The sequence below is a fragment of the Enterobacter sp. RIT418 genome (assembly GCF_003057745.1).
Taxonomy (GTDB): domain Bacteria; phylum Pseudomonadota; class Gammaproteobacteria; order Enterobacterales; family Enterobacteriaceae; genus Enterobacter.
On record NZ_QBJD02000003.1, the window covers coordinates 238,674 to 258,551 of the forward strand.

The following is a 19,878-nucleotide window of genomic DNA, read 5'->3' on the forward strand; positions in this document are numbered from 1 at the left end:
CGAAGCAGGAGAAATGTCATGAGCAAACTGTTGGACCGCTTTCGTTACTTCAAACAAAAAGGCGACAGCTTCGCCGACGGGCACGGGCAGGTGTATCACACCAACCGCGACTGGGAGGACAGCTACCGCCAGCGCTGGCAGTTCGACAAAATCGTGCGTTCGACCCACGGCGTAAACTGTACGGGCTCCTGCAGCTGGAAGATTTACGTTAAGAACGGCCTCGTCACCTGGGAAACCCAGCAGACCGATTATCCGCGCACCCGCCCTGACCTGCCCAACCACGAGCCGCGCGGCTGCCCGCGCGGGGCAAGCTACTCCTGGTATCTCTACAGCGCCAACCGCCTGAAGTACCCGCTGGTGCGCCGCAGGCTAATTGAGCTATGGCGCGAGGCGCTGGCGCAGCATCCCGATCCGGTTATGGCCTGGGATGCGATTCAAAACGACCCGCAGAAGAGCCAAAGCTACAGGCAGGCGCGCGGCCACGGCGGATTTGTCCGCTCGAACTGGAAAGAGCTTAACCAGCTGATTGCCGCCGCCAACGTCTGGACCATCAAAAATTTCGGCCCGGACCGCGTGGCGGGCTTCTCGCCGATCCCGGCGATGTCGATGGTGTCCTACGCCGCGGGCACGCGCTACCTCTCACTGCTGGGGGGCACCTGCCTGAGCTTCTACGACTGGTACTGCGACCTGCCGCCCGCGTCGCCGATGACCTGGGGCGAACAGACCGACGTGCCGGAGTCTGCCGACTGGTACAACTCCAGCTACATCATCGCCTGGGGCTCGAACGTGCCGCAGACGCGCACCCCGGACGCCCACTTCTTCACCGAGGTGCGCTATAAGGGCACCAAAACCGTCGCCATCACGCCGGACTTCTCCGAGGTTGCCAAGCTCAGCGACCAGTGGCTGGCGCCGAAGCAAGGCACCGACAGTGCCCTCGCCATGGCGATGGGCCACGTGATCCTCAAAGAGTTCCACCTCGATAACCCGAGCGATTACTTCCTCAACTACTGCCGCCGCTACACCGACATGCCGATGCTGGTGCTGCTCGACGAGCAGGCCGACGGCCGCACGGTGCCCGGGCGCATGCTGCGCGCGTCCGACCTCGCTGACGGGCTCGGCGAAGCCAACAACCCGGAGTGGAAAACCATCGCCTTTGACGTCGCGGGCAATCTGGTGGCGCCAAACGGTTCAATTGGCTTTCGCTGGGGAGAGAAAGGCAAATGGAACCTGGAGCCGCTGGCGGCAGGCAATGAAACCGAGCTTGCGCTCTCCCTCCTCACCGCGCAGGACAGTATCGCCGAGGTGGCGTTCCCCTACTTTGGCGGCAACGAAAATCCGCACTTCCGCAGCGTGAAGCAGGAGCCGGTGCTCTGGCGCCGCGTGCCGAGCAAAACCCTGACGCTCGCCGACGGCAGCCAAAAGCGCGTGGCCAGCGTGTACGACCTGGTGCTGGCTAACTACGGCCTCGATCGCGGCCTGGAGGACGACAACGCGGCGGCAAGCTATGCCGACGTGAAAGCCTATACCCCGGCCTGGGGCGAACAGATCACCGGCGTTCCGGCGTACCTGATCGAAAAGATCGCCCGCGAGTTTGCCGACACCGCGCACAAAACCCACGGCCGGTCGATGATCATCCTCGGTGCCGGGGTGAACCACTGGTACCACATGGACATGAACTACCGCGGGATGATCAACATGCTGGTCTTCTGCGGCTGCGTCGGGCAGAGCGGCGGCGGCTGGTCGCACTACGTCGGACAGGAGAAGCTGCGTCCGCAGACCGGCTGGCTGCCGCTGGCCTTCGCGCTGGACTGGAACCGCCCGCCGCGCCAGATGAACAGCACGTCATTCTTTTACAACCACGCCAGCCAGTGGCGCTACGAGAAGCTGACCGCGCAGGAGCTGCTCTCCCCGCTTGCGGATACCTCGAAGTTCAGCGGCCACCTGATTGACTTCAACGTCCGCGCCGAGCGCATGGGCTGGCTGCCTTCGGCCCCGCAGCTTAACCTCAACCCGCTGCACATCAAGGCGCGGTCTGATGCGGCGGGCATGACGCCCCAGGACTATACCGTTCAGGCGCTAAAGTCCGGCGACGTGCGCTTTGCCTGCGAGCAGCCCGACAGCGGCAATAACCACCCGCGCAACTTGTTCGTCTGGCGCTCGAACCTGCTTGGCTCGTCCGGGAAAGGCCACGAGTACATGCTGAAATACCTGCTTGGCACCGAGAGCGGTATTCAGGGGGAAGATTTAGGCTCAACGGACGACGTGAAGCCTGAGGAAGTGGAGTGGCAGACCGCAGCCATCGAGGGCAAGCTGGACCTGCTGGTGACGCTCGATTTCCGCATGTCCAGCACCTGCCTGTTCTCAGACATCGTCCTGCCGACCGCGACCTGGTACGAAAAAGACGATATGAATACCTCGGACATGCATCCGTTTATCCACCCGCTCTCCGCCGCCGTCGATCCGGCGTGGGAATCGCGCAGCGACTGGGAGATTTACAAGGGCATCGCCAAAGTCTTCTCTGAAGTGTGCGTCGGGCATCTCGGCACCGAAACCGACGTAGTGCTCCAGCCGCTGCAGCATGACTCTCCGGCGGAGCTTTCACAGCCGTTTGATATTCAGGACTGGCGCAAGGGTGAATGCGATCTTATCCCCGGCAAAACCGCGCCGAACATTGCGGTGGTCGAGCGAAACTACCCGGAAACCTACGAGCGCTTTACCTCGCTGGGCCCGCTGATGGATAAGCTCGGCAACGGCGGGAAAGGCATTTCGTGGAACACCGAGAACGAGGTCGATTTCCTCGGCAAGCTCAATTACGTCAAGCTCGACGGCCCGGCAAAAGGCCGCCCGCTGATTGAGACGGCGATTGACGCGTCGGAAGTGATCCTCGCCCTCGCGCCGGAAACCAACGGTCAGGTGGCAGTGAAGGCCTGGCAGGCGCTGGGAGAGTTAACCGGCCGCGACCATACCCATCTGGCGATCAACAAGGAAGATGAGAAGATTCGCTTCCGCGACATTCAGGCGCAGCCTCGCAAAATCATCTCCAGCCCGACGTGGTCTGGCCTTGAGAGCGAGCACGTCTCGTATAACGCGGGCTACACCAACGTGCACGAGCTGATCCCGTGGCGCACCCTTTCCGGCCGCCAGCAGCTGTATCAGGACCACGCCTGGATGCGGGCCTTTGGCGAAAGCCTGGTGGCCTATCGCCCGCCGATTGACACCCGCAGCGTGTCTCAGATGCGCGAGATCCCGCCGAACGGCTTCCCTGAGAAAGCGCTGAACTTCCTGACGCCGCACCAAAAATGGGGCATTCACTCCACCTACAGCGAAAACCTGCTGATGCAAACCCTGTCGCGCGGCGGCCCGATCGTCTGGATCAGCGAAACCGACGCCCGCGAGCTGGGCATTGAGGATAACGACTGGATCGAAGCCTTCAACGCCAACGGCGCCCTCACCGCCCGCGCGGTGGTGAGCCAGCGCGTCCCGCCGGGCATGACCATGATGTACCACGCCCAGGAGCGCATCCTGAACATTCCAGGCTCTGAAGTGACCGGGCGGCGCGGCGGGATCCACAACTCGGTGACGCGCGTCTGTCCTAAACCGACGCACATGATTGGCGGCTACGCGCAGCTCGCCTACAGCTTTAACTATTACGGCACCGTCGGCTCCAACCGCGACGAGTTCATCATGATCCGCAAAATGAAAAACATTAACTGGCTGGACGGCGAAGGTCGGGATCAGGTTCAGGAGGCGAAAAAATGAAAATACGCTCACAGGTTGGCATGGTTTTGAATCTCGACAAGTGCATTGGCTGTCACACCTGCTCGGTGACCTGTAAAAACGTCTGGACCGGACGCGAAGGCATGGAGTACGCGTGGTTCAACAACGTGGAGACCAAGCCCGGCATCGGCTACCCGAAAAACTGGGAGGATCAGGAGGAGTGGCAAGGCGGCTGGGTGCGCGGCATTACCGGCAAGCTGACGCCTCGCCTCGGCGGCCGCGTCGGCGTGCTGTCGAAAATCTTTTCGAACCCGGTTATGCCGCAGATTGATGATTATTACGAACCGTTCACCTTCGATTATCAGGATCTGCACCGCGCGCCGGAAGGCGATCATCTGCCGACCGCCCGCCCCCGCTCGCTGCTTACCGGCAAGCGCATGGACAAAATCGTCGGTGGACCTAACTGGGAAGAGCTGCTCGGCGGCGAGTTTGAAAAGCGCGCGCGCGACCGCAACTTCGACAAAATTCAAAAGGAAATGTACGGCCAGTTCGAAAACACCTTCATGATGTATCTCCCGCGCCTGTGCGAGCACTGCCTGAACCCAAGCTGCGTGGCGACATGCCCGAGCGGCGCGATTTACAAGCGTGAAGAAGATGGGATCGTGCTGATCGACCAGGACAAATGCCGCGGCTGGCGCATGTGCATCAGCGGCTGTCCGTACAAAAAAATTTACTTCAACTGGAAGAGCGGCAAGTCGGAAAAATGCATCTTCTGCTACCCGCGCATTGAATCCGGCCAGCCTACCGTCTGCTCGGAAACCTGCGTCGGGCGTATTCGCTACCTCGGCGTGCTGCTGTACGACGCGGACCGCATTGAGGAAGCGGCCAGCACCGAGCACGAAACCGATCTCTACGAGCGCCAGTGCGACGTGTTCCTGAACCCGCACGATCCGGCGGTCATCGAAGAAGCGCTGAAGCAAGGTATTCCGCAAAACGTGATTGAAGCCGCGCAAAAGTCCCCGGTCTACAAAATGGCGATGGACTGGAAGCTGGCCCTGCCGCTGCACCCGGAGTATCGCACCCTGCCGATGGTCTGGTACGTGCCGCCGCTGTCGCCGATTCAGTCCTACGCCGATGCCGGCGGCCTGCCGATGAGCGACGGCGTGCTTCCTGCGGTTGAGAACCTGCGCATTCCGGTGCAGTATCTGGCGAACATGCTCAGCGCGGGCGACACCGGCCCGGTGCTGCGCGCGCTCAAGAGAATGATGGCGATGCGCCACTACAAGCGTTCCCAGACCGTTGAAGGCGTCACCGATACCCGCGCCATTGAAGAGGTCGGCCTGACCGAAGCGCAGGTTGAGGAGATGTACCGCTATCTGGCTATCGCCAACTACGAAGACCGCTTCGTGATCCCGACCAGCCACCGCGAAATGGCGCGCGATGCCTTCCCGGAGAAAAACGGCTGCGGCTTTACCTTCGGCGACGGCTGCCACGGCTCCGACACCAGGTTCAACCTCTTCAACAGCAGCCGCATTGATGCGATCAACATCACCGAGGTGCGCGAACACGGGGAGGGAGAATAATGCAGATCCTCAAAATCATCGCGCTGCTGATCGAGTATCCCGATGAGACCCTGTGGGAAAGCCGTGACGAAGCGCTTTCGCTGCTCGCGCACGACGCGCCGGTGCTGCTACCTTTTGCTCAGCAGCACCTGAGCGCCGCCCTGCTGGACAAGCAGGCGGAGTGGTGCGAAGTATTCGAGCGGGGGCGCGCCACGTCGCTGCTGCTGTTCGAACACGTTCACGCCGAGTCCCGCGACCGCGGCCAGGCGATGGTCGACCTGATGAGTCAGTATGAGAAGGCGGGCCTGCAGCTGGACTGCCGCGAGCTGCCGGACTATCTGCCGCTGTATCTGGAATACCTCAGCATCGTCACGGACGACGAGGCGCGCGACGGGCTGCAAAACGTCGCGCCGATCCTGGCGCTGATTGGCGGACGCCTCAAGCAGCGCGGCGTGGCGCACTATCAGCTGTTTGACGCCCTGCTCGCCCTGGCAGGAAGCCGCCTCTCAAGTGACAGTGTCACCAAACAGGTCTCGGGCGAAAAGCGCGACGACACCCGCCAGGCGCTGGACGCGGTCTGGGAAGAAGAACAGGTTAAGTTTATTGAGGACAACGCTACGTCGTGCGACAGCTCGCCGATGCAGCATTATCAACGACGCTTTAGCCAGGACGTCGCCCCGCAGTACGTCGACGTCGGCGCCGGAGGCCCAAAATGACGCACTACCTCAACGTGTTTTTCTATGACATTTACCCCTACATCTGCGCCACCGTCTTTTTCCTCGGCAGCTGGCTTCGCTACGACTACGGGCAGTACACGTGGCGCGCCTCGTCGAGCCAGTTGCTCAGCAAGCGCGGCATGAACTGGGCGTCGAACCTGTTTCACATCGGGATCCTGGGGATTTTCTTTGGGCATCTGTTCGGGATGTTAACTCCGCACTGGATGTACGCCTGGTTTTTACCCGTGGCCGTTAAGCAGCAGCTGGCGATGATCGCCGGGGGGATTTGCGGCGTGCTGACGCTGATCGGCGGCTCCATGCTGCTGGTCCGCCGCCTGTTTAACCCGCGCGTACGCGCCACCTCGACCACGCCGGATATCATTATCATGAGTATCCTGTTGATTCAGTGCATTCTCGGTCTGACGACGATCCCCTTCTCGGCGCAGTATCCTGACGGCAGCGAAATGATGAAGCTGGTGGGATGGGCGCAGGGCATCGTAACCTTCAAAGGCGGATCGTCGGAAATGCTGAGCGGCGTTGCGCCCATTTTCCGCATCCACCTCGTGCTGGGCATGACCATCTTCCTGATCTTCCCATTCACCCGTCTGGTGCACGTCTGGAGCGCGCCGTTCGAATATTTCACCCGTCGCTACCAGGTGGTGCGCTCGCGCCGCTAATCGGCGTTTTTCCCCCTCTCCCTGTGGGAGAGGGCCGGAGTGAGGGCATCAGCCCGCACAGGGATCTTTTGCCGGGTGGCGGCTACGCCTTCCCCGGCCTACATTCCCCGCCGTTCCGGGCTATTTCCCCGCCTGCGGATGCGTGTCGAACCCCGCCATCACCGCCGTCAGTTCCGCCAGTGAAAATCCATGCTTCGGATCGTCTACGCCCAGACCAAACCGCGCCTGCATGAGCGAATAAAGCGCTCCGGCGTCCGGCAAATGAATCTGCTCCTCCACGTGCCCGTTCTGCCAGTGGGTGAAGTTGAAATTTGTCAGCGTGAGCTTGCCGCCGTCCGGCAAATGACGACACATCAGCAGGTGGTGACGGAAGTGCGACTGCGGCCAGTGCGCTGACCAAAAGTTCCCCATGACGTAATCGTTGAAATACTGCGTCACGAGGTCAAAGTGGTACATCGACTGCCAGTGCTCGTGATGACGGAACTGGAGCACCCAGTCGTTGCCCTCGCTCAGCAGCCGGTAAAGCCCGTGCGGCGTGGCCTGTTCCTCGTTGGCGATCAGGCGAATCGGCGCCGTCAGCGTTTGCCCGCCAAAGCCGACGTCTGCGATCCAGCGTTCGCCGTTTAGCTCAACCAGCAGCAGGCGGTGCGTGCGCGGCGGCATCTGCGGCGGGTTGGCCAATACCACCCTTCCCAGCACGCTGCGGACCGTGAAGCCCACTTCGCGCAGCGCCCGTTCGAACAGGCCGTTTTGTTCAAAGCAGTAGCCGCCGCGTCGCGCCGTGACCAGCTTGTCGACCAGGCTTTGATCGTCAAGGTGGATCTCGCGCGGCAGAACCACGTCGATATTTTCAAAAGGGATGGCGCAGTTGTGGTGCAGATGCAGCCCGCGCAGGGTGTCGATATCGACAGAAGGCGGTTGCTTCCAGCCGATGCGGGCAAAATAGGCACTCAGAAATGGGGACATGGTGTAATTCCTTAGTAAGATATTCCCTGTTTATAAACTATTTTTTCCTATCCAGATGCGCAAAAGTGCTTTTTCGCCATACTCATCGTTATACATGAGGAGACACTATGAGCCACTTCAAGCCCGTTGAGCTACGCCACGCCAGCCGCCTGCTGAACCACGGCCCTACCGTACTGATCACCAGCCGCGATGAAACGATCGACAGGCGCAACGTGATGGCGGCCGCCTGGTCGATGCCCGTCGAGTTCAATCCGCCGCGCATCGCGATTGTGGTCGATAAAAGCGCCTGGTCGCGGGAGCTGATTGAGCGCAGCGGAAAATTTGGCATCGTGATCCCCGGCGTAGCCGCCGCAAACTGGACCTACGCCGTCGGCAGCGTCAGCGGGCGCGAGGAAGACAAATTCAACTGCTACGGTATTCCGGCGGTCAACGGGCCGGAACTGGGCCTGCCGGTGATTGAAGAGAAGTGTCTGGCGTGGATGGAGTGCCGGCTGTTGCCCGCAACCGCAGCGGCAGAGAAATACGACACGCTGTTTGGCGAGGTGGTTTCCGCCGCCGCGGATGCACGAGCGTTTGCCGCAGGCCGCTGGCAGTTTGACGGGGATAAGCTTAATACGCTGCATCATCTGGGCGCGGGAACGTTTGTGGCGAGCGGCAGGATAGTGAACGCTCCGGATTAAGAAAAAAGGGGGAACGCATGTTCCCCCTTGCCGAAAGCTACTTCGCACGCCGCGCAATTATCTCATCCGCAACGTGCTGTGGCGCTTGCGCAAAATGATGGAACTCCATCGTGTACGTCGCGCGCCCCTGCGACATTGAGCGCAGCGTGGTGGCGTAGCCGAACATCTCCGCCAGCGGCACGTCAGCGCGAATAATCTGGCTGCCGTACTGTTCTTCCATGCCCTGCACCATCCCGCGGCGGGAAGAGAGGTCGCCCATGATATTCCCGGCGTACTCCTCTGGCGTTTCGACCTCTACGTGCATCACCGGCTCAAGGATTGCCGGATCCGCCCTGCGCGCCCCCTCTTTGAACCCGAGGATCGCCGCCATGCGGAACGCCATCTCCGAGGAGTCCACGTCGTGGTACGAACCAAACGTCAGCGTCGCCTTCACGTCAACCACCGGATACCCCGCCAGCACGCCGGAGTTCATGGCCTCGCGCAATCCCTTCTCAACGGAAGGAATATACTCGCGCGGCACCACGCCGCCCTTGGTGGCATCTTCAAATGTGAAGCCACTGCCGGGCTCTCGCGGCTCCAGGCTCAGCACCACGTGGCCATACTGCCCTTTACCGCCGGACTGACGGACAAATTTTCCTTCGATATCCTTCACCGCCCTGCGCAGGGTTTCACGGTAGGTCACCTGCGGACGCCCGATGCTCGCCTCTACGCCAAACTCGCGCTTCATGCGGTCAACGATGATTTCCAGGTGCAGTTCGCCCATGCCGGAGATGATCGTTTGCCCGGATTCGTCGTCCGTGTGCAGGCGAAACGACGGATCTTCTGCCGCCAGACGCTGCAGCGCGATCCCCATTTTCTCCTGGTCAGCCTTGGTTTTCGGCTCGATGGCGAGCGAAATCACCGGATCCGGGAACTCCATCCGTTCGAGGGTAATCACCGCGTTCGGATCGGTCAGGGTATCGCCGGTGGTGACATCCTTCAGCCCGACGCAGGCCGCGATATCACCCGCCCGCAGCTCGTCTACCTCGTGGCGGTCGTTGGCGTGCATCAGCACGATCCGTCCGATACGCTCTTTCTTGCCCTTTACCGGGTTGTACACCGCATCGCCTTTACGCAGGATGCCGGAATAGACGCGGATAAAGGTCAGCTGCCCGACGTACGGGTCGCTCATCAGCTTGAACGCCAGCGCCGAAAACGGTTCGTCATCGCTCGGGTGACGCTCCGCGTGCTGACCTTTCTCATCCACGCCGTCGATGGCGGGCACGTCAAGCGGGGACGGCATCAGCTCGATAACCGCGTCAAGCATGCGCTGCACGCCTTTGTTCTTGAAGGCGCTGCCGCACAGCATCGGCTGGATTTCACCCGAAATGGTGCGGATGCGCAGGCCCTTAATAATGTCGGCCTCGTCCAGATCGCCCGTTTCCAGGTATTTATCCATTAGCGCCTCGGTGGCCTCTGCCGCCGCGGAAACCATTTTTTCTCGCCATTCACGGGCGGTGCTGACCAAATCATCCGGCACTGGGGCATAGCTAAAGGCCATGCCCTGCGTCGCATCGTCCCAGATGATGGTGCGCATCTTGATCAGATCCACCACCCCGCTGAAGCGATCCTCCGCGCCAACGGGGATCGCAATCGGCACCGGATTGGCCTTCAGCCGCTCCCGCATCATCCGCACTACGCGGAAAAAATCGGCGCCGGGGCGGTCCATCTTGTTGACGAACGCGAGGCGCGGCACGCGGTATTTATTCGCCTGTCGCCACACGGTTTCGGACTGCGGCTGCACGCCGCCAACGGAGTCATACACCATCACCGCGCCGTCGAGCACGCGCATGGAGCGTTCAACTTCTATGGTGAAGTCAACGTGGCCCGGGGTGTCGATGATGTTGATCCGGTGCGGCTCGTAGCTTCTGTCCATGCCCGGCCAGAAGCAGCTCACGGCCGCAGAGGTAATGGTGATCCCGCGCTCCTGCTCCTGCGCCATCCAGTCGGTGGTTGCCGCGCCATCGTGTACTTCGCCCAGCTTGTGGCTCATCCCGGTATAAAACAGGATGCGCTCGGTGGTGGTCGTTTTACCGGCATCGATATGCGCGGAGATACCGATGTTGCGATAACGTTCGAGAGGGATGGGTCGGGGCATGATAGATCCTTAGTCATTAAGACAGATGTGACGACCGGGATGGTCGCCTGTACGTTCGTTTGCTATAATAGTCCTATTGTACGAGTATTATCGAACTATTTATTCGCGATTAGCCTATCGTTGATATAGGGGTTCTACGCCGGAACCCCAGATTTTTCCGTTATCCCAGTTTCAGCCCGGCAACCAGCGCATCCAGGTCAATAATCTCATTGCTGCTCTGGAAGGTATAATGCCCGTTCAGCAAAATGTGCTGCCAGGCAACCGGTGATATTCGGGCCAGAGCTTCAATGCCCTTGGCATTGTCTTCCGCTTCCAGTCGTTCCAGCAATCGCGACAGGATCGCCGAGTTGTAATACACGATCGCGTTGGAAATCAGCCGCCCGCACTGGTTACTGATGTCTGTTTCAATGTCATTTTTTCCGGTTAACTCCTTCTTTCCGCCGACTTTGGCCACTGCGGCACGCAGCTGGTGATAAGATTCAATCCGGTTCTGGGAGCGCCGGATGTTGCGTTCCAGCTGCGGATCGCGCAGGTACTTCAGCGTATAGATGCTGCGTACCAGCCGATCATATTCGAATAGTGCCTGCCGGGTCGGATTGGTCGTGGTGTATGTGCACAGTTTGCGGACCAGCGTTCCCTGCGTCATTTCTTTCAGCCCCAGCGTGGCGACGATGCGATCGAGATTGCTTTTCTCGCGGATGATAAGGTCCCGGTCAATCTGTCCGGCGGGCTGGATCAGGCATTTTTTATAGGCCGACGGATCACTGATGCAGTACAGCTCCTGAAACTGCCGGTTCAGGCCCGTAAAATGAGGCTCAAAGCGCAGGCCAAACCAGTGCAGGATCGCAAAGTTGGCTTTATTTATGCTGTGCATGTCGCCGGTGATGGCCGTGGGTTTCACCTCTGAGGTGTTGCGGTACCAGATATCAAAGACATGGTGGGCTTCATAGTCGTTTGTGCCAATCAGATAACCGTTGATCGGGATGTGGTTACACAGCAGCGTGTAGGCCACCAGGCCTTTACCGCGGCCGAAGTATTTACGTGAATGCCGGGCCTTTACTGTCGGCCGCTCAATGCCAAACTTCTGCCCGTCAACGGCACCATAAAGCGTTTCCGGATCAAACGAATAGTGCGGGAAAATCGGCAGTGCCTCTATGGCATCGGTGATGCAGTCATTGGCCGTGACCAGTGAAGCCAGACGGAGGTACTGTTCGTACGTGGTTTCCAGCACATGGAACGGAATATCACTGGTTCGTGCCATCACCTGATTACCGTGATTCATTGCCTGGGCAACGATGACTGCCATCAGGCTGTCTGCATCGGCATTCTTTTTGGCATAGCGTGGCTGCAGCGGCTTCATGGCATGAAGAAACCGGCACTGGCCGTTAACAAACCGGAAGACGTCTGTTACATCGCAGAATGGTAACTGCTCATAAAATCGCCTCTCCTGCGCCTTATGACGGCCGACCACGGATTTATGCCAGGTCAGTTTCTGCGTTTCTTTATCGTATTCCAGATGTTTAAGCTTCCCCTGCTTCAGCTCGCGGTTGAAGGCTTTCCACTGCCGGTGCAGTTCGGACTCCAGCGCCTTGAGCTGCGATTTAACCGGCTTTTGCAAAAACGGGATATTCATTTCAGCCAGCACAGCGGCCTGTTCCCCTTCCGGCACCAGTTCATCAGAAAGATGGCGGTGGCGGAGACTATCATTGAGGTGGAATTCACCCGCCTGAAAACGCTTTCTTATCTGGCGGTAGAGCCAGAACTCATAGCGCCCGGCGTTTAGGCCTGTGGGCTCGCCATCTTCCCCGAACTCCAGTAGATACGGGCGCAGCCGCTCCGGTAATGTACCCGGCGGGCATTCCGCCAGTGACCGCTGTGAAAGCGTCTGCTTTTTGCTGAACACCATTCTGAGCCAGCTCAGCGCGTCAGCCCACGGGCTGTCGTGGACCACGCTGGTGAGATCGAGTGACAAAAATAATGGCCGCAGGTGACGCCGGATTAATGCCGTCATACCGTCCACGGCCTGCCACTACAGCGCCAGTTTACTGACGGGTTTTACACTCATGCGCTGTGCGGTGGTTTTCAGCGCCTCCCGCGGCATGATTTTCCAGGCCGACGACGGACTTCGCCAAAAGTAGTCGGGTCCGGGACGCTATCATCAACGTAAAGCGATAACAGCCGTCCGATTTTAGACGTTTCACGCCGGTGTTTTTCCTGGACGTCAGCCAGAAGCTGTTTGGCCACGCTGCGGCTCTCATCCTCGAGCTGTTTCATATGGAAAAACATCGCATCCACCAGGTTATCGCTGAACTGGCGGTAACGAACCCATGAATAGCACAGCAGGTAAAGGCGGGCCTGATCGGGCTTCAACTCTCGGAGATCATAAACGGTATAGAAATTTGCCAGGCTGGCGTAGTAAAGCAGATTCTGCTGAGAAATATTCAGGGCTGGCAGGATGTCGCAGGCTTTACGGTGCAATGGCGCCAGTATGGCCCGTTTTTCCCGTTCCTGGACAATCTGGCGCCAGCCGAAATCACGAGCATCCTGCCTGAGGACCGCCAGCCGGGAAAGGGTATCATCACGTTCAATCAGCGTGTTCAGACCATCGATGGTGGCGTCATCAAGCTGCTCCGTCAGGATACGCCCCAGCCGCTGCCTTTCATCAGAAAGAGTCCGGCTTACCAGCTCCTGAAGTGTGGTATAGCCAGGTCGGATGATTTTGTGCGCGTTGAGCCAGATGATCAACTCCGTGGCGACAAAGGCGGGAGTGATATCGCGGTGAACAATGTGGGCGGCCTGTTGTTCAAGCGGTGAAGACAGGGCCGATGACCAGGGGCGGTAACCATAGAGCGCGCAGATTTTTTCCCGCTGAGCATAGCGTTCCTGCTTATAGGGCAGTTTGTCAGGCAGTGACTCTCCGGGGAAATAACGGCTTAGGACAAAGCTGCAGTCGTCCGGAACATCGTCCCACCCGAAGCGGAAAAACAGGTGCTTGGCTTTAAAGTAAGCGATCTGGATGATGCAATACATTTGCACGTGAAGCCCCCGACGGCTGCAGGCCAGCGCCAGTTCGGATTCATTCAGCGCCAGAAACTCCAGTCGCTGAGCATCATCGAAGTCAGGAAGGCCATAAAGCGCCTCCTGCTCAGCGACCGAAAGAATGCTGAGGGGTTTATTTTTGTTGGCCATCCCTGATCCTTATGCTTATACACGCAAATGTAACATTATCATTAAAATGCAACCTTTACGTGTCATAAATTAAATGACGGGTAATGTGACTATTGTTGACAGACATCAGCACCAAAATCAGAATGTCACATAATCGAACGTATATGTGACAGGTGAAAAATTTTAATTGGTTATATGCGGGTATCAAAAGCAGATGGTTCTCAGGCGAATGATTTACAGCGTGATGCGCTGATCGCTGCCGGCGTTGACGCTGCCCATCTTTATAAAGACCGGGCATCGGGCAAGCGAGAAGATCGCCCTGGACTTATTGCCTGTCTTAAGGCCCTACGGCCAGATGACACCCTGATTGTATGGAAACTGGATCGACTCGGGCGCGACCTTCGTCACCTCATTAATACAGTGCACGACCTGACCAGTAGAGGTATTGGTCTGAGGGTGTTGACTGGTCACGGTGCGACTATCGATACCACAACTGCTGCTGGCAAGCTTGTCTTTGGTATCTTTGCAGCACTGGCCGAGTTTGAGCGCGAACTGATTGCTGAGCGAACGACGGCAGGTCTGGCATCAGCAAGATCCCGTGGACGGAAAGGCGGACGCCCATATAAGATGACACCCGCTAAATTGCGCCTGGCGTTGGCCTCAATGGGGAAGTCAGAAACTAAAATCAGTGCTCTATGCCAGGAGCTAGGAATCACACGCCAGACTCTGTACAGGCATGTTTCCCCAAATGGGGAGTTGCGCCCTGATGGGAAAAAACTGCTTGGCCGGGTCTGATTATGTACTTCTATCACCTTGATAACTCACCAGTACTGGCGACTGGAGATCATGTTTACCTTCATTGAACCGTCAAAAAGGGACAATCTCATGACCATAAACATTCGGCTGACTATTGCAGTAACACTCCTTGCTGTGACGCTGCCAATATTCGCTAAAACGCCAGAAAACTTTATCTATACCAGCTCTGGCGACCTCGAAGCAGCATCTGCCATTATGGGGCGTAGCGACATTGGTGGCGCTCAGATCGTTTACAATTGGCGTTCACTCGAACCTGAGAAGAACAAATACGACTTCTCGCAGATTGAAAAGGATCTGGCTCGTCTCAGGGTAGCCAATAAAAAACTCTTCATCCAAATTCAGGACCGTTTTTTCGAACAAGATGCCCGGTACGTTCCTGATTATCTGATGAATGACGCCCGGTATGGTGGTGGAATATCGCCACAATTTGATAATCCAGGCGAAGGGAAGCCAATTGGGGCCGGTTGGGTGGCACAGCAATGGGATCCTGCTGTACGCCAACGTTATCAGGCTTTGTTGGCAGCTATTGCAAAGCGTTTCGATGGTCAAGTCTATGGTGTGAACTTACCCGAAACAGCTATTGATCTTGACAAGAAAAAGCTACCTAAAGGATTCTCCTGCGATAACTATTTCGCAGGAGAAATGGAAAATCTCACCTTTGCGCGAAGGGTGTTCGTCAAATCACACGTAGTACAATATGTCAATTTTTGGCCGTGCGAATGGAACAACGACCACAATTACATGGGGCGGCTGTTTGAGTTTGCCAGTGCCAACAATATTGGACTTGGTGGCCCGGATATCGTCCCCAACCGCAAGGCGCAAATGAAGAACTCATATCCGTTCTTCAATAAATACAAAAGCAAGCTAGCACTCATTGCTATGGCTGTACAGGAGCCGACCTTGACTTACAGGAACCCTAATACCGGTAAGCCATTTAGCAAGGATGAGTTTGTACAATTCGCAGAAGATTATCTCGGTGCAGATATCATCTTCTGGAGCACGACGTCTCCCTGGTTGACTAAAAAATAGGTAATAGTCGCGAGATCATGTTGTAGGGTCTTTTCTGGATAAAATCGCAGCAGCAGTTGGACAACAGCACTAATAACGAGCGTAAGTTATTGTGCAGACTGGTTCGAATGTTGTCGCCTTTGTACCGCGGAAATTTCTGGGATTCCGGCGTAGAACCCCATTTAGCTCATTCTGATGACCGATGCAGGAAAACCATGATCCCAAACCATCCCGAGACTGAACAAATACTGCTGGAAAACGTCCTGTTTGCGCTGGGAAACCCGCTGCGCCTGGCGATCGTTCGCCGCCTTGCCGACGGCAGCGAGCTAAGCTGTAACGCGCTGCGCCCGGAGGAAGTGGTCAAATCGACCATGACCCACCACTGGCGCGTATTGCGCGATAGCGGCGTGATTTGGCAGCGCCCGCAGGGGCGTGAAAATATCATTTCGCTGCGAAGAGACGATCTGGATGCCCGCTTCCCGGGGCTGATGGACATATTGCTGAGGAAAAGCTAACGCGGATATTGTATGTCGAGCAGGTAAAATTAATTGCCAAATGATTCAGTGCGCCTGCTTCCGCCGTCTGTCATATGGCAATCGCGGACGGTTAGAGTCGCTGCGTGGATTTAAATAAGGTACTGCAGTGAGGGCAGACAAGCTGGGCCCCTTTTTGAACGCGGGTAAAGCTGTGTTCAGAATCCTTAGAACAGTTTGGGCATGGGCATTTAACTAAATAGTTACGACGAGCTAGCGTGTTTTTACGTCCAGACATAGGCATCTCCTGATTTAAGGGACTGCCACCATACACGCTAAATCAATCAGTTGCTTGCTTTTATTTTTCCACGCTCTCCTTTTAAGAGAATAATACGGCGTTCTATTCTCGTGTTGCCGGGCAACGCTAACCCGCCGCCCGGCAAAAATTTTACATCGAATAACCCGGTTTTTTAATCAGCTCATCCAGCTTCGGTCCTATCTCCGTATCCCAGACCTGCGCCTTCCAGTCCTCCTGCTGCACCTGATTCAGCGCAACCGACACGGAAGCGTCTTTGCTATTAAAATGGCGAATAATCACCTCGGCAATATCCGCGGCCAGCGCGGACTTTTGGTCGTCATTAAAATCGCGGGGGAAACATTTGATATTAACGTGTGGCATGTGCAGGCGTCCTGTTTTTAAGTGGAACTCCACGTTATCAGATTATTTCGTTAGCTTTTAACACCCCGTGCAGTTCTGAAAGCTGGCACACCGCGTCTGCGATGGCCGCTATCTTCGGCGTGTTCGCCGCAAACCACGCGTGGCGCGGCCCCCACGTGCGCATCACCGCGAGATAGACATCAATCAGGGTGAGCTGCTCGCCCAGCGCGAACGGCGCGGCCTTCACCTGATCGTCCAGCCACAGATAGAGAGATTTTCGGTATTCAAGGCAGTGCTGCTTAAGCTGCTCCGGCGCGTCCGGCGCCCATCGTTCCGGATAATCGGCGTAGGTAAAGGTGGGATAAACGTTGGCGACCAGCCAGATCAGCAGGCGCTGAAACTGCTGGCGCTCTGCCTGCCCGACGGGTGGCGCAAGGTCCGGGCATCTGTCGAGCACCATCAGCCCAATCGCCGCCGTTTCGCTCATGATGCTGCCGTTTTCAAGCTCCAGCGTCGGCACCTGGCACAGCGGGTTCAATTTTTGCAGCCGCTCGCGCACGGGGCCGGGCTGGTCAAACCCGTCCACGTCGATGAACTGATAGGGAATGTCGGCCAGGGTCAGCATGACCTCGCTGATTGCCGAGCCCCAGCCGGGTACGCCGTAAAGTTTAATCATGATGCCCCCTCAGGGTTTAAAACCCTAAGTGTAGAGCATGCTTAATACGTTATGCCCGGCGGATTAACGACCGAATTTGCCACCGCTTCGCCCTCCTCGCCCCAGCGCGCCAGCACCTTTTGATACTCTCCACGCTGAATGGCCCCATCCAGCGCGGCCTGCAGGGCATAGACCAGCCCGTTGCCCTTTTTGGTCGTCGTCGCGACGTACGCTTTCTTCGGCCCTAAGCCCACTACGCGGGTTTTGCCCGTCAGCGCCGCCTTATAGGCCGATACGGACTGCGGCCCGAAGAACACGTCAGCCCTACCGGACTGAATATACAAATTGCCGGAAGCATCGTCGGTGAGATAAATGGGCAGCGCAGGCTCACGCCCGGCCTTCCGGTTCTCGTCGTTCCAGCCCAGCAGGATGCGTTCCTGATTGGTGCCAGACCCGACGATCACCTTTTTGCCGGACAGGTCTTCCGCCCGTTTGATTGACTGAATGTCGCTGGTTGATTTGACTGAAAAAGCCAGGGAATCAACGCGGTAGGTTGCAAAATCAAACTTCTCTTTGCGCTGCTCCGTCACGGCGATATTCACCAGCGCCACGTCATAGCGCCCGGCGGCAATCCCGAGGGGCCAGTCCTCCCAGGCCGTAGGCACCAGCTTTAACTTCAGCCCCAGGCTGCCCGCCAGCAGGCGGGCAATGTCCGGATCGCTACCGATGCGGGTGCGGTTATCGCTCGCCAGCAGCGCCAGCGGCGGCGAGTTGAGCGCGGAAACGGCCACCGTGAGCGTGCCCGGCTCAACAAACTTATACCCCGCAGGGATTTTCGCTACCGCCTGCCTGTCGACGGTGACCGGAAGCGGCTGCTCGTTAGCCTTTACATCAATCCCGGCGTGACTGGCCGTCGCAATGGTCAGCCCGATTAAAAGCCCATATTTCATCCGCGCTCCTTACAGCACTTTAGACAGAAACTGGCGGGTGCGCGGATGCGCCGGGCGGTTGAGCACCTCGTCGCTGCTGCCCTGCTCGACGATTTTGCCGTCGACCATAAATACCACCTGGTCCGCCACCTCGCGGGCGAAGCCGATCTCGTGCGTCACCACCACCAGCGTGGTGCCGGAGCGGGCAAGCTTTTTGATGACGTCCAGCACCTCGCCGACCAGCTCCGGGTCCAGCGCGGAGGTCGGCTCGTCAAACAGCATTACGCGAGGACGCAGCGCCAGCGCGCGGGCAATGGCGATGCGCTGCTGCTGCCCGCCGGAAAGATGTCGCGACCAGGCGTCCGCTTTGTCGCGCAGCCCAACTACGTCAAGCAGGTCGTAAGCCCTTTCCACCGCCTCTTTCCTGCTGAGCCTGCCGTGGGCGACGGGCGCCTCAATCAGGTTTTCCAGCACGGTGAGATGTGGGAACAGGTTGAAGTTCTGAAACACGTAGCCCACGTTGACGCGCTGCTTCAGGATTTCTCTCTCCTTCAGCTCGTAAAGCCTGTCGCCCTGACGCCGGTAGCCGATGTAATCCCCGTCGATCTGAATAAAGCCCTCGTCCACGCGCTCGAGGTGGTTGATGGTGCGCAGCAGCGTTGATTTTCCTGACCCTGACGGGCCGAGGATCACCGTGACCGACCCCGGCGGGATCTCAAGCGTAACGTCATCGAGCGCCTTGTGGCGGCCAAAGAACTTGCTCACGCCGGTAATGGAAATGTGTCCTTCAGGAGAGGCTTGCATGGACGGGCTCCTGTGCGGTTGGGGCGGTAACGGAACGGGTGCGGCTGGACGCGCGGTTCTGATTGACGGCGGAACGGCGCTCGCTGCGGGCCAGACCGCGCTCCACGACGTACTGGATAGCGGAGAGCACGGTGGTGATCACCAGATACCAGACGGCACCCACCATCAGCAGCGGGATCACCTCCTGCGTGCGGTTGTAGATCATCTGGATGGTGTAAAACAGCTCCGGCATGGCCAGCACGTACACCATCGCGGTGCCTTTCGCGAGGCTGATGATCTCGTTAAACCCGGAGGGCAGAATGGTGCGCAGCGCCTGCGGCAGGATGATGCGCACGGTGCGGCGCCAGGCCGGCAGGCCAAGCGCGGCGGCCGCTTCATACTGGCCGTGATCGACGCCGAGGAAGCCGCCGCGAATGATTTCGGCGGTATAGGCGCTCTGCACCAGCGTCAGCCCAACCACGGCGGTTGAAAACTGCCCCAGCACGTTGATGGTCTCAAAGCGGCCCCAGGTGATGCCCGTGAACGGCACGCCGAGCGAGAGCGTGTCGTAAAGATAGGAGAAGTTGTACAGGACAATCAGCACCACGATCAGCGGCAGCGAGCGGAACAGCCAGATGTAGCCCCAGGCCAGGCTGCTCAGCAGCCACGACGAGGAGAGCCTCGCCAGCGCCAGCAGCCCGCCGATGGCAACGCTCAGCACCGTTCCGATCAGCGTCAGCAGCAGCGTCTGCCCCACGCCCGCCAGGATCGTCAGATCGAAGAACCAGCGGGCGAAGACCGCCCATTCCCAGCGCGGGTTAAAGGCAACGGACTGGACGACAACCGCCAGCACAAACAGTGCCGCCACGGCCCCGGCCGCGCGCAGCGGATAGCGCGCGGGGACTACCTTTATGGTTTCAACCTTGCTCATCG

16 protein-coding genes and 1 pseudogene are annotated in these 19,878 nt (G+C 58.3%); 8 read left to right on the forward strand and 9 right to left on the reverse strand.

The genetic code is table 11. The features are described 5' to 3' along the window. The first annotated feature begins 18 nt into the window (after positions 1-18). From DBY73_RS04930 to narI, 4 genes are read left to right on the forward strand one after another with little or no spacing between them, the layout of a single operon-like run. Positions 19-3,759: a nitrate reductase subunit alpha gene (locus tag DBY73_RS04930; protein ID WP_112010081.1), complete on the forward strand. Its 3,741-nt coding sequence runs from the start codon at positions 19-21 to the stop codon at positions 3,757-3,759. Continuing rightward, entirely contained in the window at positions 3,756-5,300 is a 1,545-nt protein-coding gene (gene narH / locus DBY73_RS04935; RefSeq protein WP_112010082.1) for a nitrate reductase subunit beta, read from the forward strand. Before DBY73_RS04930 ends, narH begins: the two co-directional genes overlap by 4 nt. Next, complete coding sequence (gene narW, locus DBY73_RS04940) at positions 5,300-5,995, forward strand: nitrate reductase molybdenum cofactor assembly chaperone (protein ID WP_112010083.1); 696 nt, start codon at positions 5,300-5,302, stop codon at positions 5,993-5,995. The genes narH and narW overlap by 1 nt, the downstream gene beginning before the upstream one ends. Then, positions 5,992-6,672: a respiratory nitrate reductase subunit gamma gene (gene narI / locus DBY73_RS04945; RefSeq protein ID WP_112010084.1), complete on the forward strand. Its 681-nt coding sequence runs from the start codon at positions 5,992-5,994 to the stop codon at positions 6,670-6,672. Before narW ends, narI begins: the two co-directional genes overlap by 4 nt. A 120-nt stretch (positions 6,673-6,792) precedes the next feature. Here the strand turns inward: narI and nhoA are convergent, their stop codons facing one another. Next, positions 6,793-7,638: an N-hydroxyarylamine O-acetyltransferase gene (gene nhoA / locus DBY73_RS04950; RefSeq protein ID WP_112010085.1), complete on the reverse strand. Its 846-nt coding sequence runs from the start codon at positions 7,636-7,638 to the stop codon at positions 6,793-6,795. A gap of 107 nt (positions 7,639-7,745) precedes the next feature. Between nhoA and DBY73_RS04955 the strand changes: the two genes are divergently transcribed. Then, positions 7,746-8,318 (forward strand): flavin reductase family protein, encoded by a 573-nt coding sequence (locus tag DBY73_RS04955; protein ID WP_112010086.1) that lies wholly within the window; start codon positions 7,746-7,748, stop codon positions 8,316-8,318. Positions 8,319-8,355: 37 nt separating this feature from the next. On the opposite strand, the gene fusA is transcribed toward DBY73_RS04955, so the two are convergent. Then, positions 8,356-10,455: an elongation factor G gene (gene fusA, locus DBY73_RS04960; protein WP_112010087.1), complete on the reverse strand. Its 2,100-nt coding sequence runs from the start codon at positions 10,453-10,455 to the stop codon at positions 8,356-8,358. 160 nt (positions 10,456-10,615) lie between these two features. Next, positions 10,616-13,644 (reverse strand): annotated as a pseudogene (locus DBY73_RS04965) (Tn3 family transposase). Positions 13,645-13,803: 159 nt separating this feature from the next. Between DBY73_RS04965 and DBY73_RS04970 the strand changes: the two are divergent. From DBY73_RS04970 to DBY73_RS04980, 3 genes are all read left to right on the forward strand, one after another. Next, the gene (locus tag DBY73_RS04970) at positions 13,804-14,418 is read left to right on the forward strand and encodes a recombinase family protein (RefSeq protein ID WP_112010088.1); all 615 of its coding nucleotides are present in this window, start codon (positions 13,804-13,806) and stop codon (positions 14,416-14,418) included. A 90-nt stretch (positions 14,419-14,508) separates the two neighbouring features. Beyond that, entirely contained in the window at positions 14,509-15,468 is a 960-nt protein-coding gene (locus DBY73_RS04975) for a hypothetical protein (protein WP_112010166.1), read from the forward strand. A gap of 194 nt (positions 15,469-15,662) precedes the next feature. After that, positions 15,663-15,962, forward strand: a complete 300-nt coding sequence (locus tag DBY73_RS04980; RefSeq protein ID WP_112010089.1) for a helix-turn-helix domain-containing protein — start codon at positions 15,663-15,665, stop codon at positions 15,960-15,962. Between the two features lie 91 nt (positions 15,963-16,053). Here DBY73_RS04980 and DBY73_RS22210 read toward each other — a convergent pair whose 3' ends face one another. The 6 genes from DBY73_RS22210 to DBY73_RS05005 form a co-directional block, all read right to left on the reverse strand. Beyond that, entirely contained in the window at positions 16,054-16,224 is a 171-nt protein-coding gene (locus DBY73_RS22210) for a YnfU family zinc-binding protein (protein WP_309300350.1), read from the reverse strand. Positions 16,225-16,368: 144 nt separating this feature from the next. Next, positions 16,369-16,599 (reverse strand): tautomerase PptA, encoded by a 231-nt coding sequence (gene pptA, locus DBY73_RS04985; RefSeq protein ID WP_112010090.1) that lies wholly within the window; start codon positions 16,597-16,599, stop codon positions 16,369-16,371. Positions 16,600-16,636: 37 nt separating this feature from the next. After that, positions 16,637-17,254, reverse strand: coding sequence for a glutathione S-transferase family protein (locus tag DBY73_RS04990; RefSeq protein ID WP_112010091.1), 618 nt, complete (start codon positions 17,252-17,254; stop codon positions 16,637-16,639). Positions 17,255-17,295: 41 nt separating this feature from the next. After that, positions 17,296-18,183, reverse strand: coding sequence for a transporter substrate-binding domain-containing protein (locus DBY73_RS04995; protein ID WP_112010092.1), 888 nt, complete (start codon positions 18,181-18,183; stop codon positions 17,296-17,298). 9 nt (positions 18,184-18,192) lie between these two features. Next, complete coding sequence (locus DBY73_RS05000; protein ID WP_112010093.1) at positions 18,193-18,966, reverse strand: amino acid ABC transporter ATP-binding protein; 774 nt, start codon at positions 18,964-18,966, stop codon at positions 18,193-18,195. Further along, positions 18,950-19,876 (reverse strand): amino acid ABC transporter permease, encoded by a 927-nt coding sequence (locus DBY73_RS05005; protein WP_112010094.1) that lies wholly within the window; start codon positions 19,874-19,876, stop codon positions 18,950-18,952. The genes DBY73_RS05000 and DBY73_RS05005 overlap by 17 nt, the downstream gene beginning before the upstream one ends. Between the last annotated feature and the right edge of the window lie 2 nt (positions 19,877-19,878).